This is a genomic window from Clostridium cibarium (assembly GCF_014836335.1).
In the GTDB taxonomy this organism is placed as follows: Bacteria; Bacillota; Clostridia; order Clostridiales; family Clostridiaceae; genus Clostridium; species Clostridium cibarium.
This window is the reverse complement of the sequence record NZ_JACSRA010000007.1, coordinates 42,742-62,707: the sequence shown is the minus strand read 5'-3', so window position 1 is coordinate 62,707 and position 19,966 is coordinate 42,742. Positions and strand designations below refer to the sequence as shown.

Genomic DNA, 19,966 nt, shown 5'->3' with positions numbered 1-19,966 from the left:
CAGGAGGTGCTCTTTTGAAATATTCTAAAGAACTCATAAACTGCAACTTATGCAGACGAAACTGTAATGTAAACAGAATTAAAGGCGAATTAGGTGCTTGTGCTGCCGATAGTAGGATAAAGATAGCTAAAGCTTATCTTCATCTTTGGGAAGAGCCTCCTATATCTTTGGGAAAAGGTTCAGGAACAGTATTCTTTTCACATTGCAATTTAAAATGTGTATTTTGCCAAAACCATGATATAAGTCAAGAATTTAAAGGAAAATATATAACAGTGGAAAGATTAAGTGAGATATTTTTAGAACTTCAAGATAAAGGAGCTAGCAATATAAACTTAGTAACCCCAACACACTATGTTCCACTAATAAAAGAAGCTATTGAAATAGCTAAAAGAGATGGCTTAACATTACCCATCCTTTATAACACTAATGGATATGACTCTTTAGAAACTATTAAATCTCTAGATGGATATATTGATGTTTATCTTCCTGACTTTAAATATTTTAATGATAAATATGCACTTAAATATTCGAAAATTACACATTATGTAGATAATATCATTCCTATTCTAAAGGAAATGCTTAATCAAGTAGGGGAACCATTATTTGATTCAGACGGCAAAATACTCAAGGGTGTTATGATAAGGCATCTCATGCTACCAGGGCTATTGTTTGACTCAAAGAAAATTATAGATGCAATATACAACACCTTTGGTAACAAGGTTTATATAAGCATAATGAATCAATATACACCTATGCATACTGCATCAAGTTATCCAGAAATAAACAAGCCATTAAATCCCAATCACTACAATTCCTTAATAGATTATGCGGCATCTATAGGGGTTAGTAATGGCTTTATTCAGGAGAATGGAACAAATAATAAAAATTACATTCCTACATTTAACTTTGAAGGAGTATAAACAATGCATAATGTACTCAAAATAAACTTCTATAAATTTTGATACATTATGCATTTAAATTTAGTTTTACTTTGGATATTTAAAATGAGGTTCTTCCTCACTTCTATATCCTATATCATTTACTGGATAAAATATATTATTCTCTCCTCTAAGTTCTGCTATCCTTGTTACTCCCACATAAACATCTGAAATTTTATACCATGTTTTATAATCTACTATTCCTGTTTGTGGTAAGTTGAATACACTTTGAAATACCTTTACAGATTCCTCAGTTTTTCTACCAAACACTCCATCTACTGCAAGCTTTGGTATAAGTGGGTAATTCTCAGATATTCTGTTTAGTTGTCCTTGTATCACTCTTACCGGTTCCCCCCTTGACCCTACTCTTAAATCATATCCTGGATAAGAACTTGGGCTACCTTTGACCTGTTCTGCAGTTTTTAATTCAAGGTCACTTCCATAATAATTGGTTAAAATTTCATACGGTGGCCTTCCTTGATCCCCTAATGTTTTGCTACCCCATTGACTCAACCACTGTGGACACTGAACATTCTTTCCATCACAATATTGAGTTAACAAAGGTTGTTTTCTTCCAAATCTTCTTACGTAAGTTGCAAATAACTCATCTACTATAACACTTATGTTATCATAAATATTTCTTCCATAATTAAAAGCATGATCATATGCAGTTGAATTAGTTATATCAAAATTCTTTCCTTTTCCTCTATACCACTCTGTATATATTCTATTTAAAGTAAAAGATATTATACAAAATACATTAGCTCTTATAGTATTTGATGACCAAGTTGAGTATATTTCACTAGATGCAACATTTTTAACATATTCCTTATAAGGAACCCTAAAATTGGGTCCTGCCTCATTAGGACCACCTTGATGTACTGTAATAAATTCTGGTACTACTGGATTTGGTAAAACCACTCCACTAGATGGAGGCGGAAGAGGTTTTTCTGGATCTTCTGGAATCTTCTCTGGATAATCTCCAAACAAAGTGTTAGGTAACACAACTATCTCCTCAACGGTACTAGGCTTATTAGCCCTTTCTATTAAATTTATTCTCTGCAATGCTGTCTGTTCAGGGAACACTTGCACTTCTCTTATAATAGCGTCTTGAAACCCATCTCTCTCAACCCTTATATCATACAAACTATATGGAGCATTATCTGTTGGTTCATTTGAATACTCTATTGGTGGTGCGCTTAAGCTTATTGGCGCTGTCTGCCCAGTAGCATCTGTAGTTAAATCAACCCTTAAATAGTCCATTCTCGCATTACTGTTTGAAGGATTTATTGTTACTTTACTACCATCTACAGGTACATAACTTTGACCTTTATAACACTGAACCTTTAATTGACCTTCTGCCATTTGTTTCTCCTAGTATATTACTTCATATACATTTTATGCAATAACCACCCTATTTGTGAATGTCACATATGTGGCCTCCGAATAAATAATTTACCTATGTTATACTCATTATACTGGGTTAATACTTTTTCTTCTCTAAATTGCGGGCCAGCTGTACTTATTATGTTTAAAGCATCTATTACTTCCTCGAAACTATTACTTGCACACACCTCACCATATCCCCAACTAATATCTGGATAAACAACATCTGCTCGATCTCTTCTCGCTCCCATAATTAAATAATACTTAAGACGATTCCCATATAAGAATGGATCATTTTCCTTAATTATTCCCCATTCCATCATCAATCCACAAATGCCTGCTACATGCGGTGCCGCCATTGATGTCCCTGTTTTTGTATCAAAAGATTCATTAGGAATTGCAGATGTTATCCCTTCCCCTGGAGCTACCACATCCGGCTTTACTTCTCCATAAATTGTAGGAACTCCTCTCCCACTAAATGGTGATATCATCCTTGTAACATAGTTGTAACTCCCTACAGAAATAACTGAATTTACAGTTGCAGGAATACCTAATGTATTTGTAATTGTAGGACTTAAAAACTTAGTTTTTTCATTAAGTCCTTCTGCTATAGGTAACCACATCTGATAAATACCCTTGTACTTATCTATCAGTCTAATTATAATTGTCCATTCTCCAGACAATATAAAGTTGCCTCCACTAATTAAAGATATACCTATTTCTCCATTAATATCAAAGGGCCTTGGCCCGGTATTATAAATTTGATATCTATTTCTTGATATTACGCCTTCTTTATAACCTTCCTCAACTATAACCGCTCCTGTTGTCCCTCCTACTGGTGTGATTAATTCTATACTTATTTTAGAAAGTATAGATTTATATAAATTTATAACTACTGCTGTTTCATCTTCTGCTACATTAAACTTTATTATATTTTCTTCTTCTATAACCCCTCCTACATGGTGAGCTGCACTTCCTTCATTTCCTGCAGCAACTACTATGGTTATTCTTTCTAAAGTTGATACTGTATTTATATATTGTTCTAAAAGGCTAGTTCCCTTATGTGCACCATCATTTGTACTTAAACTTAAATTAACTACAAGTGGCATCTTTAACTCATTAGCTTTATCAACTAAGAACTTTAATCCTCTCATTACTTGAGTACTTAATGTGAAATTTCCTCTTGCACTTTTCACCATAATAATAGATGAATTGGGTGCTACTCCATAATATTTAGCATCTATTTTTCCTCCAGCACAAGCTATTCCAGCTACATGAGTACCATGTTCAATAACATCATAAGATGGAACAATTGAAAAAGGATCTTGATTTTTTAAAGCCTGGTTTATTTGATTTTTATCGTAAATAGCTCCCTCTAAACTTAAGTCATAGATATATTCAATTCTAGTAGTTCCATCTTCATTTCTGAATGCAGGATGAGTATAATCTATTCCTGAATCAACAAAGCCTATTATAATTCCTCTTCCAGATACATCATAAGTACTACGTGATCTATCAATGCAAGAAGCTCTATTGCTAGCTGCATCTGAGAAATAAAGACTAGCAGGTAGCTCAATATATTGAAGATCCGGATTCTGAGCTAACTTATCAACATCTGTAGCCTTTATTGTTACTATCCCATACCCATATCCTAAATCTTGTAACTTGGCTCCAATGCTATTTACATATTCATTTACTCTTTCAAAATTTTCTCCATATAGTACAATTACTTCTATAACTTCACTTGCATTCTTACTTACCTTTGACATAAAGTTCAATTTACTTAATATACTTTCAGGAACATTTTTTATCAAATTTGTTGTATTACTTGAGTTTTCCACATAGGCCTCCAATAAATTAATAATATCAATATATGAAAAAAGCCAAGTATATGTTTCACTATAATCCATAAATTATTATAGAAATCTAAATTAATTACTAAGAAAAAAAGTTGTTTAGAATTTTATTCTAAACAACTCTTTTACGCATTTATAAAGATATCTCTAATCTTTCTAATTTCGCTATAACTTTAATATTATTTAATTCAATTGTCTCAGTAATTACAGACCCACCATTACTAATAAGAAGAGCTCTCGCATTACCTATTAGTTTAATTTGTCTAATAATTCTTTTACCCTTATGCTCAATTAGGAATATCCCATTACTTACTTCCTTGACTAAATGAGAAAATGCTATATCATCTTTCATAATTCTAAATCCAGACATATCATTATCTTCTATCTTTAAGTATAGAACTTTATCAGCAACATATCCTTCAACCTTATTAGAGTAATTAGGTAACTCTTTGCCTCCTAATATATCATTTAAACTATAGTCATAAATATTTACTCTCTTTAAAACTGATGAAAAAGCATCTGTCCAAACTTCTGAAGTCTCTCCTAAAGTTCTTGAAGAAACTTTACTTACTTTAGCTTTTACCACTTCCTGCTTTCTTTCTTCCATTAGTGCATCATCAGTGACTACCATATTTATATCGTTTAAATTAGCATTAAGTACTTTTGCTGCTTTATCAATAAAACTTTCCGGTACCACTTTTCTACCAATTTCAACTTCATTTATATATTTATCAGATACTCCTAATTTCTTAGCTAATGCCTTTTGTGTAAGTCCAGATTTTAATCTTGCGTCCTTTATTTTCTCCCCAACTCTACTCATAGTTCTATCTTCCTTCCTGCCTACTTTCAATCCATTCTCTTTCTCCTATTAAATGTTCTAAGAGATATTTAAATGTCCAATTCTCTGTTAATGGTGTTACTACAGCTAATATAACTCCAACAACAATCTTCCTGGCATATGGTATTAATACGGATAATTCCTTTGATTCACAATTATTAAATAAAATTAATCTTTCTTTAGATATACTTTCATTATAATTTATTATCTTAATCCCACTAATTATATCCTTAACCTTCATATCTGCCATATCTGGTGTTACATTAATAAATTTCAGGTTTGCCATCTTAAGTTTTTCTAGTTCTTCATTACTAAGTCCATAAACTAAAATACACTTACTATTTTCTAGCACACCTTTCACCTCAACTATTCAATTATTTCTGGTTCTTTATATTCTTCTCCAAAAGTCTCAACTGTCATAGATTTTATAACTTGATCTTCATATGGCTTATCATTATAATCTCTTTTTGTATTTACTATTTCATCTGCTACTTCCATACCCTCAATCACTTTACCAAATGAAGCATATTGATCATCTAAATGTGGAGCATCTTTAACCATAATAAAAAATTGACTTCCTGCTGAATTTGGATCCATTGTTCTAGCCATTGATAAAACACCTCTTGAATGCTTTAATTCATTTTTGAACCCATTACGTGAAAATTCCCCTTTTATACTATATCCAGGGCCTCCCATTCCTGTTCCTTCTGGACAACCCCCTTGAATCATAAAACCTGGAATCACCCTGTGGAATATTACCCCATCATAAAATCCTCTTTTAATTAAATCTATAAAATTATTTACTGTATTTGGAGCTATTTCTGGATAAAGCTCTGCTTTAACAATTCCACCATTCTCCATACTTATAGTAACTATTGGTTTTTTCATAATACTTTTCTCCCTTCAATTCTGATAATAACTAGTATTATCATATTTATCCTTATAAATTCATTATACTTATTATATATATATAACTGCTTATTTTCAATGCACAATAAGGAAGATTTTTTGCTAAGCTAATTTGATTTTCTAGTGATTACATAAAATTGAAGATAATTTAATTCTAAAGACTAGTATAATTATATTTTGTATATTTTATATATTGACGTTAAAGCTCTAGCTAATCTTTGCATTTTACTAGATAACTTCTGTTTGTCACTTTTATTATATATTTCAATAAACAAATTATATAAATCTAACAAATTATATAGTGTTTGATTTTTTAAGCACCATTCAATTCCTTTAGATGCTGCATTCTCTGCCTCTATTAATCTTTTTTTTATTAGATGATATTTTGCGATGTTATAATAACACTTAGAAAAATTGATATAATGGATATCTTGATACAAATTTTTTTGTATTAATATTAGACATTTGCTTAAATAAGTATCTGCCATGTTATTATTATTCTCCGCATATAGAACACCAAGCAAATTTATAAAATGTATTTCTATTGGCATTGGATTTAGCTTAAATTCCGTGTAAGTCATAAATAACCCATTTTCTAGTAATTTTGTTGCTTCTTTTAAATCTTTCTTAAGATGATAGTAACATCCCCCTTTTAAATAACTCACCAGTTGCTCGTATTTTAAAAGACTTTCTTTATCCAATGTTTCTATAATATTTAAACATTCTTCAAATTTTCTCATATAATATAATTCCGTTAAATTTTTAAATTTATATATCTCTATTCCCTGTAAATTATCATCTAATAATTCGCTTATATTTATATCCAACTTATTTGCTATTTTGTAGCATAAATCAGCGCTTGGTAGTAATTGATTATTTTCAATTTTACTTAACTCACTTTGTGAACAAATTCCATCTGATAAACTTTGTTGGCTATACCCTCTGACTTTTCGTACTTTTCTTATCTTGCCCCCAACACTATCCATTATGCCGCCCCCTTTATAGCAATATAATAACAAAAAGACAAATTTATGTCATTACTTTTTTGTTAATTATTGTAACAATCATAGAATATAAGACGAAATGTGTATGTTCATTGTACAGTCAAATCAAAATATACTATGGCAAATATTATTATAATAATATTTTTTACTTTCACTATTTAATACTTATCTTTAAAATATGTTCATTTAAAATAATAACTAATTCAAAGAGGTGTATTCTCTATTTTCTCCTTTCATTTATATACATTATTAAGTTTTAACGAACAAATAATTAAATATTTTAATTATAAAAAATATTATGAAAATAATTATATTTTTTACAATTATTGAATTATACTTACTCTTGTAAACGCGTTAACAAATTTTATTATTTATATTTAATAGGAGGTGCTATTATGTGGGCAAGTATTCTTAAATTCGCTGGAAAATGGGGTATTAGAGGAATAAAATGGGCTTGGAAGCATAAAGGAGAATTAATTTCTGCTGGTGCTGCTGCTTACCAAATAATTCAACAAGCATTAGGTAACAATTAGTTCAAAACATATTAAATATTGATTAAATCACAAAAATTTCATATATTAATTTATTAAGAATTATTGTGATTTAATCATTATATAAAAAAATAAAATTATAGGTATATACTTATAGTTTTATTTTTTTATATAATATAACTATAAATTCAAAATTAAACCATTTGTGGTAACTTTCCACAAAATATAGGTATTCTAATATTCAGGAGGTATATATATGGTAATCAATAAAATAGAGCACAACTATGAAAATTTTCATTTAAGCATTGAAAACATCGAAATCAAGGAAAATACAATAATTGGCCTCGTAGGAGAAAATGGTGCTGGCAAGAGTACATTAATGAACTTATTTTCTGGCTATATGAAAGCTAATGAAGCATTTCAAATAGATGACTGGCAATCCAAGGACATATTATTTATTCCATCGGAAATTGATATATATGAGTATCTTACTGTAGAAGAATTTATTTTTTTTGTACATAAATACTCCAAAACCGACACCTCTATAAATGATATATTAGAACAATTAGACTTAACAGATAAAAAAGATACATTAATTGAAGAATTATCACAAGGAATGAGAAAGAAACTTACACTTGTCCCTATGTTTATAAAAAAATATGATTTTGTAATATTGGATGAACCATTTAATAGCATAGATATGAATTATATTTATAAACTAAAAAAATATTTATGTTTAATTAAATCATCAACAACTATTTTAATCTCTTCACACATTTTAGATACCTTAGTAGATATCTGCGACAAATTTATATTAATTGAAAAAGGAAGTATAAAAAAATCTATTGTAAATGATAGAAATATTGCAAGTATGGAGCGTGAAATATTTGATAGAAGTATTTAAATTAAATATAGAACTAATAAGGAAAAGATTTTCTATATATGGCCTTTTTAACATTATTAGTTTGTGCTTTGTACTCTTAGGATTACTATTTGGAATAAAATTTCTTGAACATAAATTTGGATACTATAAAGAAATTACTTTGTTTTTAATAAACTTCATATATGTCGCTTGCGGAAAACATGTAATTCCATCTAATTTTGATAGAAATGTTCAAAGACATAGAACATATTTTACCTTGCTAAATGTTAAAGATATAGAAAATTACTATATGTATAAAAACTTAATAACTTTTTATGTTGCTGTTACATATGTTATCTTTCCTACCTCCATACAAGATTTAGGAATATTTACATTCTATTTAGCTGTTATGAATATATTGATATTTATAATAATTTTATTTAAAAATAAATTAAATAAAAACAAATATTTATCATTAGTAAACTGTATGAATATAGGTTGCCTTATCTTTACAATCCTATATATGAAAAACTTTATTACAATACCATTTGAAAAAATTTTGAACCAGTATAGTATAATTATTTTTATAGTTATCTCAATATATTTAACTTTTAAAAATTTCAAACATATAAACCCAAATGATATTAAGGGAAACTCTGTCTATTTCATGGGACTATCAAAAAAAATGTTGTTCTTATTTAATGATAAAGATTTGTTATTTATAATAAGAAAAAACCTTTTATTAGACCCTATATTAGTCATTTTATTAACTAATGTATCAGTAAAAAATACATTTAACTCTAGTAGTGATTTACTATTAAGTTGCATATTATCTTTTACTTGCTCATTTATAATGATTTATATGAACTTATTAAAAAATGATGAATCAAAAGTTATATTTTTTTATGGACCTAAAGATTTTAAAAAGTTTAGAATTGAAAAAATAAAAAATACAATATGTATATCACTTATTATATTTTTAATCGTACTGTTGCCTTTAATTATCTTAATTCCAATTAAAATAATATTGCCAAGTTACATTATATCAATTAGTTTATTCTTAATATCAACTATCATAATAAAAACAAACCTAGAAAAAACACTTAATTTTAAGAAAACAATTAGCAATAAAGAAATATTAATTATATTGCTACTAGCCATTTTAGGATCTATAACTGTTAGCTCAATCATATCTAATTTTATAATTTAAAACCTTTTACACATTAATTTCTATAGATTAAAAAATCACTATTTAACCCTGCTAAATAGTGATTTTTATATTTTTATTAAATTTTTCAACCTAACTATCCTCAATTTATATCTTAACTTACAAATGCAGTTCCTAAAACAACTCTAGAATAATCGCTAGGATTTGATAAATTTTTAACATCAATTCTGTCAAAAATTTCTCTCCTTTGCCTTTTGTAAAGAAGCTCTCCAAATAAGCAATTAAAAAAAGTAGAAGGAACTGAATTTATTCCTGCAAAGTCTAAAGTGATATTCTTCCCTTCATTTTTCATAATCGTTTCTCTTAACAATATTGCATCTTCTATGCTAAAACTTTCTCCAAGATATTCTTTAACCTTAATTTCCATTAAACTTCACCCCTAAACATTTCTAAATATTCTGATAATTCTCTCTACTATTATAATAGCAACTCCAGAATTATTTGTCAACATTTTAACAAAGTTTTTTTGAAAAATTTATTTATCAAAATACCCTATGCTTTTATTAACTATATAATAGTTTGTTACTTATTTTTATTATGTTATCTCCCTCAAGCGAATTGTAAATTTTCACATCACCTTTTTCTTCCGAACCACTTAACACCTTTAACTCCTCTAACTTCCTTTTTAATTCCTTAGAGGTTCCAAATCCACCATCTATTATAGGTACATCATAACCTAATATATCTTTTATTAAATTCTTAACAAAAGGATAATGAGTACACCCTAAAACTATAGATCCTATCTCAATATTTTTATATATCTTAAACTTTTCTTCTAAATACTGTCTTACTTCTTCTCCATCTATATTTCCCTTTTCTATAAATTCCACTAATCCCGGACATGGCATAGATACTATTTCGGATTCATCTTTATACTTCTCCATAAGATTAATAAACTTCTTTTCTTGTAATGTTACTGGTGTCGCCATTATAACTACTGCTCCATCTCTGTGTAACTTTACAGCTGGTTTTAATGCTGGTTCAATTCCTATTACAGGCATTGACGTATAAGTTTCTCTTAATGTGGAAATTGCTGCACTTGTAGCTGTATTACATGCAATTACAATAGCTTTAGCGCCTTTATCAATTAAAAATTCGACTGCTTTATGTGTAAGTTCTCTTACCTCTTCTACCTTTTTTACACCATATGGAGCATTTTTCGAATCTCCAAAATATATAAAATGCTCATTTGGTAGAAGTTTTATGGCTTCTCTTAATACACTAAGTCCACCTACTCCTGAGTCAAAAAAACCTATTGGCATATTATTTCTATTCAAGGTATATCACTCCAATTACTTTTTCTATAATCATTTTATTACTTTATGATTAATAAATCTATATAATATACTAATTTATTAATCATAAATCATATTATGTATTAAAGGCGAATTCATTTCCCGCTATAATATAATCATTTTATGTATCTCAATAGAAAAATTGTAAAATATATGATATAATCCTCTATATTAATTAGTATTGAGGTGTTTGTATGCGAATTGTTCCAGTAAAATCTGTACCTAATGGTTCTCTCTTAGGAAAAACAATCTTTGATAATAATGGTAGATTGCTCTTCAAGGAAGGTATGTTATTGAATAGCGATATTTTAAATAGAATAAAAGACTCAAACATTTCATCACTTTATATAATAGAACCTTATTGCAAAAAAGAAATCCAATATATGATTAAATCTACACTTGAAAGAAAGTTTGAAAGCTTTAACTTTTTTGATATAGTTTCACAAAACTTATTAAATTATGTTGTAAATGATGAACTATTGATAAATAATCTACTAGATATTAAAAACATGGACAATTACACTTATAAGCATTGTATAAATGTTGCTGTTATTTCTCTTATTATTGGAATAAAACTAGGTCTAGATGAGATAAACTTAAAAGACTTATTTATTGGAGCATTGCTTCACGACATTGGTAAACTATTTATTCCTAAGCATATTATAAACAAATCCTCCTCTCTCACTTCAGAAGAATTTCAATTCATAAAAAAGCATCCCATAATAGGATATAATTATTTGAAGAAAAACTTAAAGATAGATTCCCAATATACACTTATAATCCTTCAGCACCATGAAAGAATCGATGGAAAAGGATACCCATATAATCTTAATTCTGCTGAAATTTATTATCTTTCTAAAATTGTATCTATAGCAGACGTTTATGATGCTCTAAATTCAACACGTCCATATAAAGTTGCTTTATGTACAAATGATGTATTAACTTATATATCAAATAATTCAGGGATAATGTTTGATGATAAACTTATACCCTTATTTGTTGAGTTAGCATACCACATTTAAAGGAATTGTCATAATTTCTTTAGAGTATATCTCTTTTTTATTTAATGGTGTGTGATCAATTATATATTCAGCTTCTTTATAATCCTTGGCCTTGAAAACTATAGTCCAACCATTTTTATCATACTTCCCCGCACACATCATATATTTGCCGCTTTGACCACCTTCAATACCGTCTTTATCTACAATAAGGCTTCTAACCTCACCGATATTTTTTAAACTTAATTTTACAAAAACATCACTTTTATTCATATAAACGCCTCTTTCCAAACATTTGTTCTATATGTTCATTATATTCGAACCTTTGTTCGCATGTCAATAAAAAAAGTTTAGGAATTTTTTATTCCTAAACTTTTAATTACTTTATGCTCAATGCTTATTCAGCTATATTAAATACTTCTAAATCTTTATTACTTTCTAATCCCTCTGACTTTACTTCAACTATAGCTCTTAAAGTATCTAATGCTGTTATAACTCCAATATTTCTTTCAACAGCAGCTCGTCTAATAAGGAACCCATCTCTCTTTGAGTCATTTCCCTTAGTTGGAGTATTAACAACTAAATCAACCTCTTGATTTTTTATTACATCAAGTATATTAGGGCTTTTTTCATCAAGTTTTCTAACTACTTTTGCATCTATTCCAGCTTCCTTAAGCAAATTACATGTACCTTCTGTTGCTACAAACTTGTATCCAAGCTTAGCAAGCTCCATTGCCATTGGTAAAAATTCGGCTTTATTATGTTTATTTATAGTTGTAAGAATATCTCCTTTTCCTGGTAACATTCCCGCTGCTATAAATCCTTTATATAATGCCTCTTTAATATTTCTTCCTACCCCTAAAACTTCCCCTGTAGACTTCATTTCTGGTCCTAATGAAACTTCTACATTTGGCAACTTCTGAGTCGAGAATACTGGAACCTTAACTGATACAAGTTCTGGTTCTTTATACACATCTACTCCATATCCCAAGTCTAAAAGCTTTGATCCAAGCATTACCTTGGTTGCAAGATCCACTATTGGAACCTTACTTACCTTACTAATATATGGCACAGTTCTTGATGCTCTTGGATTAACTTCTATTACATAAAGTTCTCCCTCAAACTCTATGAATTGAATATTTATCATACCTTTTATCCCAATTGCTAAAGCTAACTTTTTAGTATATTCTAATATTTTATCTTTTATATCACCACTGATATTTTGACTTGGATACATGGTTACGCTATCCCCTGAATGAACTCCAGCTCTTTCTAAATGTTCCATTATGCCTGGAATCAATACATTTTCCCCATCTGAAATAGCATCAACTTCTATCTCTCTTCCCATTAAATACTTGTCTATCAGTATTGGATTTTTTGAATCTTTCTCAAAAGCATTTTCTAAGTAATAAGTTAATTCTTCTTCATCATGGGTTATCTCCATACCTTGCCCCCCAATTACATATGAAGGTCTAACAAGTACTGGGAACCTTAACCTTCTAGCTTCTTCTAACCCTTCTTCTACTGACCAAATACCTTTACCCTTAGGTCTAGCAATATGAAGTTTTTCAAGTAATTCATCGAACTTTTCTCTGTCCTCAGCCATATCTATTTGATCTGCAGTTGTTCCAAGCGTTGGAATTCCCTTTTCTTTCATAAAATTTGCAAGCTTAATAGCTGTTTGACCACCAAATTGAAGAATAACCCCATCTGGATTTTCTTTTTCTATTATATTAAACACATCTTCTTCCGTTAATGGTTCAAAATATAATTTATCTGATATATTAAAATCTGTACTTACAGTTTCAGGGTTATTATTAACTATTACAGTTTCTATTCCCATCTTCTTTAAAGCTAATACACAGTGAACCGATGCATAATCAAATTCTATACCTTGCCCTATTCTAATCGGCCCTGAACCTATTACCATAACCTTCTTCTTATCTGAAACTTCTACTTCATCATATTCATCATAAGTAGAATAATAGTATGGTGATAAAGCTTCAAACTCCCCTGCGCATGTATCAACCATTTTATATGAAGGTTTTATGTTCCATATATCTCTTAATCTGTACACATCTTCAGGACTTACTTTTAACATATCTGCAATTGCTTTATCTGAAAAACCTTTTTTCTTTAATTTTAGTAACCATTCTTTATCTAAATCTTCTATATTAGAAAGTTTTAATCTTTGTTCTTCCTCAACTATCCACTTGAATTTTTCAATAAAGAATATATCTATTCCTGTTATTTTAGATATCTTATCCACTCTATAATCTCTTCTAAGCATCTCTGCTAAAGCAAATATTCTTTCATCATCTGGCGTTACTACTCTTTCTTTCAACTTTTGCATGCTAAGTTCTCTAAACTTTTTATGTTCTAAAGAATACTTCCCAATTTCTAAACTTCTTATACCTTTAAGTAGTGCCTGCTCTAAGTTAGACCCTATAGCCATCACTTCCCCAGTTGCCATCATCTTTGTTCCTAGTGCTCTATCTGCTCCAAAAAATTTATCAAATGGCCACTTTGGAATCTTACATACTACATAATCTAAAGCTGGCTCAAAGCATGCATAAGTCTTTTGCGTTACTGCATTCTTTATTTCATCTAATCCATATCCTAAAGCTATTTTAGCTGCAAGCTTAGCTATTGGATAACCTGTTGCCTTTGATGCTAAAGCTGAACTTCTAGATACTCTAGGATTAATTTCAATTACAGCATATTCAAAGGAATTTGGATTTAAAGCGAATTGAACGTTACAACCACCTTCTATTTGAACTGCATTTATTATATTTATTGATGCAGTTCTAAGCATTTGATATTCCTTATCTGATAAAGTTTGTGATGGCGCTACAACTATACTATCTCCTGTATGTATTCCTACTGGATCTATATTCTCCATATTACATACAGTAATACAGTTTCCGTAAGAATCTCTCATAACTTCATACTCAACTTCTTTCCAACCCTTAACAGACTTTTCAAGAAGTACTTGCCCTATTGTACTTAATTGTAATCCTGATTCTAAAATCTCTTCTAATTCTTCCTTAGTTTCAGCAATTCCACCACCAGTTCCTCCTAGTGTATATGCTGGCCTAACTATGACTGGATAACCTATTTTTGCAGCAAAGTCTAACCCCGCTTGCATATCAGTAACTATTTCTGATTTGATTACAGGTTCTTCTATCCTGTTCATCATATTTCTAAATAATTCTCTATCTTCACCTTCCTTAATTGAATCTATTGAAGTACCAATTACTTTAACATTATATTTATCTAAAATTCCATTATCATGTAATTCAACTGCTAAATTTAGCCCTGTCTGACCACCCATTCCAGCTAGCAAACTATCTGGTTTCTCCTTAGCTATTACTTTTTCTACGAATTCTATAGTTAGAGGTTCTAAGTAAACTTTATCTGCTACCTCACTATCTGTCATTATAGTAGCTGGATTGGAATTAACTAGAACAACTTCAATTCCTTCTTCTTTAAGTGCTTGACATGCTTGCGTTCCAGAATAATCGAATTCTGCCGCCTGCCCTATTATGATTGGACCTGACCCTATAACTAAAACCTTTTTTATTTCTTTATTTAATGGCATATGAAAAACCTCCTATAATGCATATTTCATGAATTTATCAAATATATATTCACTGTCCTTAGGTCCAGCTGATGCTTCTGGATGGAATTGAACTGAGAATATTGGCAATTTCTTGTGCTTCATTCCTTCAATTGTCCCATCATTAATATTCATATGCGTAGCTACTACTTCTTCTGGTAAAGTTTCTACAACATACCCATGATTTTGCGAAGTTATCGTTACCTTATTTGTTTCTAAATCCTTGACTGGATGGTTACATCCTCTATGCCCAAATTTCAACTTCACTGTTTTTCCACCTAAAGCTAATGCTAGAAGTTGATGTCCTAAACATATTCCTACTAAAGGCTTTTTGTCAGCTAATTTTTTTATATTTTCTATAACATCTGGTAAATCTTCTGGATCTCCAGGTCCATTTGATAAGAAAACCAAATCAGGTTTAACTGCTAGAACTTCTTCTGCTGTCGTACTAGCACTGAAAACAGTAATCTTACATCCTCTCTTTTGAAAACATCTTATTATATTTTGCTTTATACCAAAATCCATTATAGCAACATGTTTTCCATCTCCATCAATTGTATAGTTACTCTTTGTTGTAACATTCTTAACTGCATCTACAGTTGAGAACTCTTTTATTTTCTTATCTAAATCTTCACTATCTATTTCATCAACTACAATAATTCCTCGCATAGTTCCGTTATTTCTAAGAACCTTAGTAAGAGCTCTAGTGTCTATCCCTTCAAGTCCAACAATTTTATTTTGCTTCAAGAAGTCATCTAATTCCAATTCACATCTAAAGTTATTAGGCAAATTACATTTTTCTCTTACTATAAATCCCTTAACCTTTGGACCATTCGACTCCATATCTTCAAGGTTTATTCCATAGTTTCCTATTAGCGGATATGTCATTGTTACTATTTGACCATAGTATGAAGGATCTGTTAATATTTCTTGATAGCCTGTCATACCTGTTGTAAATACTACTTCCCCAACGCTATCTTTTAGGTATCCAAAGGCTTTACCTTCAAAAATCATTCCATTTTCTAAAACTAGCTTTGCTTTCATGCCTAGCCCTCCTTATATTATGTTTAAGGAAAATACACTTTAAACGACATTGTTTTTTGAATATAAAGAAAAGGATAATAAAGAGACTACAGAAAGTCTGGTCTCATCACTATCCCATTATACTTATATATATTATTTTTCAATGCCTTTAAAGACAAAGCTATGAAATTTCTTTTAAAACTATTCATAGTTGCAGACTCCTTTCTGGCCTCACGGGACCAAGTTAAAGTGTATCTTTACCTCTTATTTAATTTTATCCTATTTATTATTTTAGTTTATTACTTATTTACTGTCAAGGTAAATGCTAAATTAATTAAGACCAATTTGTTTATGTTCTTCCAACATATTATATATAGTATTGAACTCTTTAAATATTGGATTATTATTTTCAATTGATTTATACTAAATATGTATACAACAATCAAAGGAGGATAATATGAATTACTTATCAGATTTACATACACATTCAATTGTAAGCGGTCATGCATATACCACTCTTTTAGAAAACGTAAATTACTGTGCTGAAAAAGGAATAAAAATTCTTGGAACATCTGAACATGCTCCATCAATGCCTGGCGCTCCACATGCTTGGTATTTTGGCAACTTGAAAGTCGTTCCTAGAATAATAAATGGAGTTACTATATTAAAGGGCTGCGAGGCAAACATAACAGATGTAGATGGAAACATTGACTTACCTTCTGAAGCTTCAAGATTCTTAGACTATATGATTGCATCCTTTCATGAACCTGTATTTACCCCAATGTCTTTAGAAGAAAATACAAAAGCAATGATTAATGCAATAGATAAAAATCCATTAATTGAAATAATGGGGCATCTCGGAAACCCTTCCTATGAACTAGATTATGAAGCTCTAGTAATAAAGGCTAGAGAAAAGAATATAATGATTGAAATGAATAATTCTTCAATCGCAGGTAGTTCTAGAAAAGGTAGTTCTGTTAATTGTAAAAGAATAGCTGAATTATGTATGAAGCATGGAACTAAAATAATTTTAAGTTCTGATGCACACATAAACTTTAGTATAGGAAATTTTGATGGTGCAATAGAACTTCTTAATTCTATTAACTTTCCAAATGAATTAATTATGAATGACCCAAATAAATTAATTTCTCATTTAAAAAGCAAGGGAAAACTTTTAGATTTATAAAAAAAGTATACTCTAATTAATTATCTTAATTAGAGTATACTTTTCTATTCTAGGACGCATTAATTTTACTATAAGATATTTGTATAACTGTAAAGTAAGTATCTATAATCATATATATACCTATTGCTGGTACAACTTTGCTTAATACACCAAGAAAATCAAAATATATGTGATCTATTAATGGATTTAATATAATTAGCGTAAAAAACACTAAAATTGCCCAACATATTGAAAACCTTGCACATATTACTCCCTGAAAATTGTATTTAATCTTGCTATAATCCCAATACACTTTTCCAAAACATTTTTTTAACAAGTGTCCACTTATATATTCTATTAACGTTGGAACTACTATAAATAATATAGCTAACGATATATAGCTAACTTCTCTCACATAATAGAAATAAATTAAAATACATATAGCAAACCCGTACATAGGTTTAAATGGACCTTTTAGAAAACCATCTTTTTTAAAATGCCCCATTATGTAATAACTATATCCTTCCTCTAAGCACCATCCTAAAAAACAATAAACCTCAAAAACAAATGTAAAATATAAAAGCCAATCCATACTAACACTCCTTAATATATTTAAACTTAGTATTAGTAAAATTAGCCTTATAAATTCTCTATTTTTTTATTTTTTCTTCTACATAACTAATAACATAAGCTATAGGATGATCATCATTAGATGGTGCAATATATTTTGCCTTTTCTAATGCTCTCTTTGCTCCAGTTTTTATACAAAATCCATAGCTAGCTACCTCTAACATTTCTATATCATTCATATTATCCCCTACAGCTATAACATTTTGGGGATCAATTTTTTCTATTTGTACTAGTTCTTCTACTGCCCTTCCTTTAGTTATTCCATTTGCTACTATATCAAAATAACTTGGCCCGCTTCTAAAAGCATTTCCCTTATCATATTTCATTCTATACTCTTCTTCTAAAGCATCTAATTCTTCTTCATTACCTATTAGTAGTACCTTTGTCCAATCCTTTTCCCATATTTCATCTGGCAAACTATATACTACCTTAAAGTCATGCTTCTTATATCTCTCTGTTAAGTAACAACTTCTATAAATATATACAATCTCATCTGAAAATACTTCTATTCCAATATGAGGGTAATCTTCATAAATCCTTTTTATTGCTTCTTTTCTATAAGATTCTATAGAATGTTCTGATATTACTTTTTCTTCTCTATAGTCATATATCTTTGCTCCATTATGTAATATTGCAGGCATATCAATACTTAATTCATCTATAAATTCTTCTACTGATGAAAGCATTCTTCCTGTAGCTACAGTGAATTTTCCTCCTCTTTCAACAAAGTATTTTATAGCTTCCTTATTTTCCTTTGATATTTGCTTTTTGCTATTCAGTAATGTCCCATCCATATCTGAAACTAATAAATATCCTTCAAAAATCTTCTCCAACTTAAGTTCCCCCTATTTGCTTTTGTTTGAATGCATCACTATTTTTCTTCCTAAACTTCTTGATGCCAACTTATTTCCCAATACCAATAACTTATTTTTGAATCCAGGAATTATAATGACTTTTCCCTTTTTAAAATCTCTATATGCAATTCTAGCAACTTCTTTAGGACTCATCATTAGCCCTTTAGTTTTGTCATTCTTCATTATGCCAGCCTTGTTTTGAAAGGCAGTTTGTACGGCTCCAGGACATAAGCAACTTACTCTAATTCCATAGTCCTTAACTTCTTCATGTATAGCCTCTGTTAATGATAACACATATGCCTTTGATGCATAATATATATTCATTTTAGGCCCAGCTAAAAATGCAGCAGTTGATGCCACATTTAAAATTCCACCAGTTTTTTCATCAATCATTTTCTTTAAAAAATAATTGGTTAACTTGGTCAAAGATCTTATATTTATTTCAATTAGTTTTTCCTCCTTTTCCATATCTAGCTCATGAAAAGAACCAAAACTCCCAATACCAGCATTATTTATTAAGTTATCCACAACGAAATTATTTTTTTCCACAAATCTATAAATTTCTTCACAGGAGTTATTCACAGATAAGTCTATTGATAAAATTCTAGCTACTATATTGAATTCTTTTTCAACTTCCTTCTTAACCTTTTCTAGCCTCTCCTTATTTCTTGCGACAATTATTAAATTATGTTTATCTTTAGCAAATAACCTGGATAGTTCTAACCCGATTCCTTCAGTACCACCTGTTATTAATGTATACCTGTTATTCTCACTCATACTATCATTCCTTATATTCTATTTTACTTATTATATTGTTTTCATTAATACATGTATCATTACTATAAAGAAACACGCATTGCTCAAATCTAA

At 29.5% G+C, this 19,966-nt stretch carries 19 protein-coding genes; 5 read left to right on the top strand and 14 right to left on the bottom strand.

The genetic code is table 11. The features are described 5' to 3' along the window. The first annotated feature begins 14 nt into the window (after positions 1–14). Complete coding sequence (locus tag H9661_RS05925) at positions 15–920, top strand: radical SAM protein (protein WP_191767933.1); 906 nt, start codon at positions 15–17, stop codon at positions 918–920. Between the two features lie 66 nt (positions 921–986). Here the strand turns inward: H9661_RS05925 and H9661_RS05920 are convergent, their stop codons facing one another. The 6 genes from H9661_RS05920 to H9661_RS05895 all read right to left on the bottom strand — a co-directional run bounded on the left by H9661_RS05920 (position 987) and on the right by H9661_RS05895 (position 6,913). Then, entirely contained in the window at positions 987–2,303 is a 1,317-nt protein-coding gene (locus H9661_RS05920; protein ID WP_143317826.1) for a peptidoglycan-binding domain-containing protein, read from the bottom strand. A gap of 62 nt (positions 2,304–2,365) precedes the next feature. Beyond that, a complete protein-coding gene (locus tag H9661_RS05915) occupies positions 2,366–4,165 on the bottom strand; it encodes a S8 family peptidase (RefSeq protein ID WP_243129635.1) in 1,800 nt (599 codons plus the stop codon). Between the two features lie 148 nt (positions 4,166–4,313). Then, entirely contained in the window at positions 4,314–5,000 is a 687-nt protein-coding gene (locus H9661_RS05910) for a helix-turn-helix domain-containing protein (protein WP_143317840.1), read from the bottom strand. Positions 5,001–5,004: 4 nt separating this feature from the next. Next, the gene (locus H9661_RS05905; protein WP_143317824.1) at positions 5,005–5,370 is read right to left on the bottom strand and encodes a DUF3783 domain-containing protein; all 366 of its coding nucleotides are present in this window, start codon (positions 5,368–5,370) and stop codon (positions 5,005–5,007) included. A 14-nt stretch (positions 5,371–5,384) separates the two neighbouring features. Beyond that, positions 5,385–5,906, bottom strand: a complete 522-nt coding sequence (locus H9661_RS05900; protein WP_191767932.1) for a peptidylprolyl isomerase — start codon at positions 5,904–5,906, stop codon at positions 5,385–5,387. 191 nt (positions 5,907–6,097) lie between these two features. After that, on the bottom strand, positions 6,098–6,913 hold the full coding sequence (locus H9661_RS05895; protein ID WP_143317822.1) for a helix-turn-helix domain-containing protein: 816 nt from the start codon (positions 6,911–6,913) through the stop codon (positions 6,098–6,100). Between the two features lie 413 nt (positions 6,914–7,326). Between H9661_RS05895 and H9661_RS05890 the strand changes: the two genes are divergently transcribed. After that, positions 7,327–7,464 (top strand): hypothetical protein, encoded by a 138-nt coding sequence (locus H9661_RS05890; protein ID WP_185966856.1) that lies wholly within the window; start codon positions 7,327–7,329, stop codon positions 7,462–7,464. Positions 7,465–7,678: 214 nt separating this feature from the next. Beyond that, a complete protein-coding gene (locus H9661_RS05885) occupies positions 7,679–8,326 on the top strand; it encodes an ATP-binding cassette domain-containing protein (RefSeq protein WP_143317821.1) in 648 nt (215 codons plus the stop codon). A gap of 1,280 nt (positions 8,327–9,606) precedes the next feature. On the opposite strand, the gene H9661_RS05880 is transcribed toward H9661_RS05885, so the two are convergent. Together H9661_RS05880 and murI are read right to left on the bottom strand one after the other, a co-directional pair. Continuing rightward, complete coding sequence (locus H9661_RS05880) at positions 9,607–9,879, bottom strand: STAS-like domain-containing protein (protein ID WP_143317820.1); 273 nt, start codon at positions 9,877–9,879, stop codon at positions 9,607–9,609. 136 nt (positions 9,880–10,015) lie between these two features. Continuing rightward, entirely contained in the window at positions 10,016–10,774 is a 759-nt protein-coding gene (gene murI / locus H9661_RS05875; protein WP_143317839.1) for a glutamate racemase, read from the bottom strand. Positions 10,775–11,001: 227 nt separating this feature from the next. Here murI and H9661_RS05870 point away from each other — a divergent pair, with 227 nt between their 5' ends. Further along, a complete protein-coding gene (locus H9661_RS05870) occupies positions 11,002–11,829 on the top strand; it encodes an HD-GYP domain-containing protein (RefSeq protein ID WP_191767931.1) in 828 nt (275 codons plus the stop codon). On the opposite strand, the gene H9661_RS05865 is transcribed toward H9661_RS05870, so the two are convergent. The 3 genes from H9661_RS05865 to carA all read right to left on the bottom strand — a co-directional run bounded on the left by H9661_RS05865 (position 11,812) and on the right by carA (position 16,468). Then, positions 11,812–12,078: a hypothetical protein gene (locus H9661_RS05865; protein WP_191767930.1), complete on the bottom strand. Its 267-nt coding sequence runs from the start codon at positions 12,076–12,078 to the stop codon at positions 11,812–11,814. The two genes, H9661_RS05870 and H9661_RS05865, sit on opposite strands and share 18 nt — an antisense overlap. A 124-nt stretch (positions 12,079–12,202) precedes the next feature. Next, complete coding sequence (gene carB / locus H9661_RS05860) at positions 12,203–15,406, bottom strand: carbamoyl-phosphate synthase large subunit (protein WP_143317817.1); 3,204 nt, start codon at positions 15,404–15,406, stop codon at positions 12,203–12,205. Between the two features lie 12 nt (positions 15,407–15,418). Beyond that, complete coding sequence (gene carA / locus H9661_RS05855) at positions 15,419–16,468, bottom strand: glutamine-hydrolyzing carbamoyl-phosphate synthase small subunit (protein WP_143317816.1); 1,050 nt, start codon at positions 16,466–16,468, stop codon at positions 15,419–15,421. A 436-nt stretch (positions 16,469–16,904) separates the two neighbouring features. Between carA and H9661_RS05850 the strand changes: the two genes are divergently transcribed. Next, positions 16,905–17,633, top strand: coding sequence for a phosphatase (locus H9661_RS05850; RefSeq protein ID WP_191767929.1), 729 nt, complete (start codon positions 16,905–16,907; stop codon positions 17,631–17,633). Between the two features lie 49 nt (positions 17,634–17,682). Here the strand turns inward: H9661_RS05850 and H9661_RS05845 are convergent, their stop codons facing one another. From H9661_RS05845 to H9661_RS05835, 3 genes are read right to left on the bottom strand one after another with little or no spacing between them, the layout of a single operon-like run. Then, entirely contained in the window at positions 17,683–18,204 is a 522-nt protein-coding gene (locus H9661_RS05845; RefSeq protein ID WP_191767928.1) for a putative ABC transporter permease, read from the bottom strand. A gap of 58 nt (positions 18,205–18,262) precedes the next feature. Then, positions 18,263–19,075 (bottom strand): HAD family hydrolase, encoded by an 813-nt coding sequence (locus H9661_RS05840; protein WP_191767927.1) that lies wholly within the window; start codon positions 19,073–19,075, stop codon positions 18,263–18,265. Positions 19,076–19,087: 12 nt separating this feature from the next. Continuing rightward, positions 19,088–19,873, bottom strand: a complete 786-nt coding sequence (locus tag H9661_RS05835; RefSeq protein ID WP_191767926.1) for an SDR family NAD(P)-dependent oxidoreductase — start codon at positions 19,871–19,873, stop codon at positions 19,088–19,090. Positions 19,874–19,966 lie beyond the last annotated feature (93 nt).

What these genes read in the sequence shown, in the direction of transcription:
- H9661_RS05885 (WP_143317821.1), top strand. Translation starts at nt 7,679, where the DNA reads ATGGTAATCAATAAAATAGAGCACAACTATGAAAATTTTCATTTAAGC.
- H9661_RS05850 (WP_191767929.1), top strand. Translation starts at nt 16,905, where the DNA reads ATGAATTACTTATCAGATTTACATACACATTCAATTGTAAGCGGTCAT.
- H9661_RS05900 (WP_191767932.1), bottom strand. Translation starts at nt 5,906, where the DNA reads ATGAAAAAACCAATAGTTACTATAAGTATGGAGAATGGTGGAATTGTT.
- H9661_RS05890 (WP_185966856.1), top strand. Translation starts at nt 7,327, where the DNA reads ATGTGGGCAAGTATTCTTAAATTCGCTGGAAAATGGGGTATTAGAGGA.
- H9661_RS05920 (WP_143317826.1), bottom strand. Translation starts at nt 2,303, where the DNA reads ATGGCAGAAGGTCAATTAAAGGTTCAGTGTTATAAAGGTCAAAGTTAT.
- H9661_RS05845 (WP_191767928.1), bottom strand. Translation starts at nt 18,204, where the DNA reads ATGGATTGGCTTTTATATTTTACATTTGTTTTTGAGGTTTATTGTTTT.
- H9661_RS05865 (WP_191767930.1), bottom strand. Translation starts at nt 12,078, where the DNA reads ATGAATAAAAGTGATGTTTTTGTAAAATTAAGTTTAAAAAATATCGGT.
- H9661_RS05910 (WP_143317840.1), bottom strand. Translation starts at nt 5,000, where the DNA reads ATGAGTAGAGTTGGGGAGAAAATAAAGGACGCAAGATTAAAATCTGGA.
- carB (WP_143317817.1), bottom strand. Translation starts at nt 15,406, where the DNA reads ATGCCATTAAATAAAGAAATAAAAAAGGTTTTAGTTATAGGGTCAGGT.
- murI (WP_143317839.1), bottom strand. Translation starts at nt 10,774, where the DNA reads ATGCCAATAGGTTTTTTTGACTCAGGAGTAGGTGGACTTAGTGTATTA.
- H9661_RS05880 (WP_143317820.1), bottom strand. Translation starts at nt 9,879, where the DNA reads ATGGAAATTAAGGTTAAAGAATATCTTGGAGAAAGTTTTAGCATAGAA.
- carA (WP_143317816.1), bottom strand. Translation starts at nt 16,468, where the DNA reads ATGAAAGCAAAGCTAGTTTTAGAAAATGGAATGATTTTTGAAGGTAAA.
- H9661_RS05835 (WP_191767926.1), bottom strand. Translation starts at nt 19,873, where the DNA reads ATGAGTGAGAATAACAGGTATACATTAATAACAGGTGGTACTGAAGGA.
- H9661_RS05895 (WP_143317822.1), bottom strand. Translation starts at nt 6,913, where the DNA reads ATGGATAGTGTTGGGGGCAAGATAAGAAAAGTACGAAAAGTCAGAGGG.
- H9661_RS05870 (WP_191767931.1), top strand. Translation starts at nt 11,002, where the DNA reads ATGCGAATTGTTCCAGTAAAATCTGTACCTAATGGTTCTCTCTTAGGA.